Here is a 2,483-nt window from a genome sequence, read left to right as displayed (position 1 = left end):
CCATCAAGATAATCTCTGTTAGTTTCGTTTTTGACAAACTTGCGATAGAGTATTTTGCCTGATGAAGCATCCTGAAACAGCATCACACCAAATGTATTGGAAAAGTATGTTGTATCCAATATTATTACTGCAGATCTGGGGTAAGTAGCAGTAAAGCTATCTACTACTAAGCTCAACCTATGTCGTATGGTTCGCTCTGAACATTTATAAAGAGTGGATAGAGCAGAAATCGTTCGACTTGCTGTCAGATAGTCATTCCATAGAGAAATATTATTTATACGCAGACCACCTTGAAATGGTCTACCACAATCTTTGCAGGAATACATCTGAACAGAACGTCAATGCCCATTCTTTTTAACATTTGAGCTATTACAGAAGATACAGTTTTTTTATTCATAGGTTTTCAAATGCTGCAAAGGTAGTAAATAAAAGAATTCCGAGAGGTTTCAGCCTACCAAATGTCCATTGCGCCTTTCTTCCCTTTTTTTGTCCTAACTTTTCATTCCATCCCTTTCCAATTAATGCTTAATTGGCTTCTAAAGACTCCCAATAGGCTTGCAAAAGGTGCTTTTTAAGGCTCAATAGATGCCCTTTTAGAGGCTTAAAGAGCACCTGTTGAAATGCTAACTAATAACAAATTGATACTCAATATGTTGCAAGCTTACTTGCAATCCTCCTTTTTCTACGTTTTTAGGTGTAATAGTTCGAAGCTTTTGTAATTAATTTTCGTAGCCGTAAAGAATACCAAACCCGTGATAGTTTGGTATTTCTTACTCTTGCATAATACTACTATTATGGTAAAATAATTAATTCAAGGCTGTCGGATTTTACTTTCACTTTAAGCCAGTCATATAGCTGTTTTCTGTTGTCTTTGGTAAGAGACTTGTTTGTTTTGACTATAGCCACGATATGATTTTTAATTGAAGCAGAATCAACGAAAGACTCAGATGCTTTTGAAAGCATAATACTCTTTGCCGAGGGGCATACGACTTTAAGTTCTTCTTTCATGTCGTTTGCAAGTACAGGATAATGAGTGTAAGAGTTTAGCCGCTTCTGTAATACATCATTTCTATATGCAAGTTCTTGCCATTCAGCAGAGTTCTTCTCTCCAAGTTTTATTTGTCCTTTCTTCTTGTTTTGAAGGATTAACAAACTATCAGAGTTTGTTCCTTGTATGACTTTTAGTTTATAACCTTCAAGTTGATAGTCGGTCATTGTTTTCTGTGCCTTTGCTATTGTGTCCGCAGAGATAGTATTACCCACAGCCACTACATGAAGTGTTTTGTTTTGTAAGTCATATTCATGTGAGAGAATAATAGTTCCATTATAACTAAGTTCTTTCGTTATGAATTTCTCAATATTGTTTTCAAACACACTTTGCTTTATGATATTCCATGTCATGTAGCTGGCAGGAAGTATTGTAATAATGATAATGCTAACGATGTAAAGATTTACTCGTTTCATTTGTTCACGATTAACAAGTCCCTTTCTATGAAAATGTAATAGGCGTACACCAAGACAGGTTGTAAAAGCGATAAAAACAGTATTGATGAAATAAAGGTAAAATGCCCCAAAGAAGTAGGATGTATTTTGTACAGCAAGACCATAACCTGCTGTACAAAGGGGTGGCATCAACGCTGTAGCAATAGCAACACCCGGCAACACGTTATTTTTTCCTTTTGTTGATATAGCTAAGAATCCAGCAGCACCACCAAAAAGAGCTATCAATACGTCATAAAGGGTAGGCGATGTGCGGGCTAAGAGTTCGGATTGGGCATCCGTGATAGGCGAAAGTGTAAAGTAGATTGCTGCAGTAACAACGCTAATGAACGTACTTACCAAATAGTTTTTTATGGACTGTTTGAACAAGTCCAAGTCAGCAATTCCAATAGCTAATCCCATACCGATGATTGGTCCCATCAATGGTGAGATTAACATTGCACCAATTATCACCGCAGTTGAGTTCACATTCAAACCTAATGAAGCAATAAAAATGGCACAGATGAGTATCCAGATGTTAACCCCCTGAAAGTTAATTCCATCCGTTATTTGTGTAATAACATCTATTTTGCTATTTTTGTCAGGTGATACGTTGAAATAGCTTTTAATTATTTGCCATAATGTTGGTTTACTATCTTGTTGCATGTTGTTTTCTTTTTTGCAAAGGTATTTATTTTAATGGAAAGTTCCAAGTATTTTCAGTTTTACTATTAAGAGGTAGGGTGGTGTCTCATCGTTATGCTGTCTCCATATTTATGATCTAACTTTAGGGTTGAGCTTATATTTACTCTTTGTCGTATAAAAAAAGAGACTTTCGGAATTTGGAGTAATAAGCGTGTTACCTAAGTTTAGAATTTTGACGAAATGACACACAGGGGTGCTTAGTGTCCTCTCCGTTCTTCTGTGTGTTTTAGGCGTAATGGACATTTGGTAGGCTGGTTATTCCAGCCTACTTTTTTGTATTTATGAATCCATCTATAAAC

The 2,483-nt window shown here is 36.0% G+C and carries 1 protein-coding gene and 1 pseudogene; both read right to left on the bottom strand.

Annotated features, from left to right (window positions below):
* A pseudogene (locus X919_RS17225) lies at nucleotides 1-326 on the bottom strand (transposase); the annotation flags it as partial.
* Between the two features lie 466 nt (nucleotides 327-792).
* A complete protein-coding gene (locus X919_RS0106755; protein ID WP_028899505.1) occupies nucleotides 793-2,145 on the bottom strand; it encodes a DUF389 domain-containing protein in 1,353 nt (450 codons plus the stop codon).
* Nucleotides 2,146-2,483: the final 338 nt, after the last annotated feature.

Source organism: Prevotella sp. HJM029, assembly GCF_000599605.1.
Classification (GTDB): Bacteria; Bacteroidota; Bacteroidia; order Bacteroidales; family Bacteroidaceae; genus Prevotella.
The sequence above is the reverse complement of the archived record's forward strand: the minus strand, read 5'-3'. Positions and strand labels throughout refer to the sequence as shown.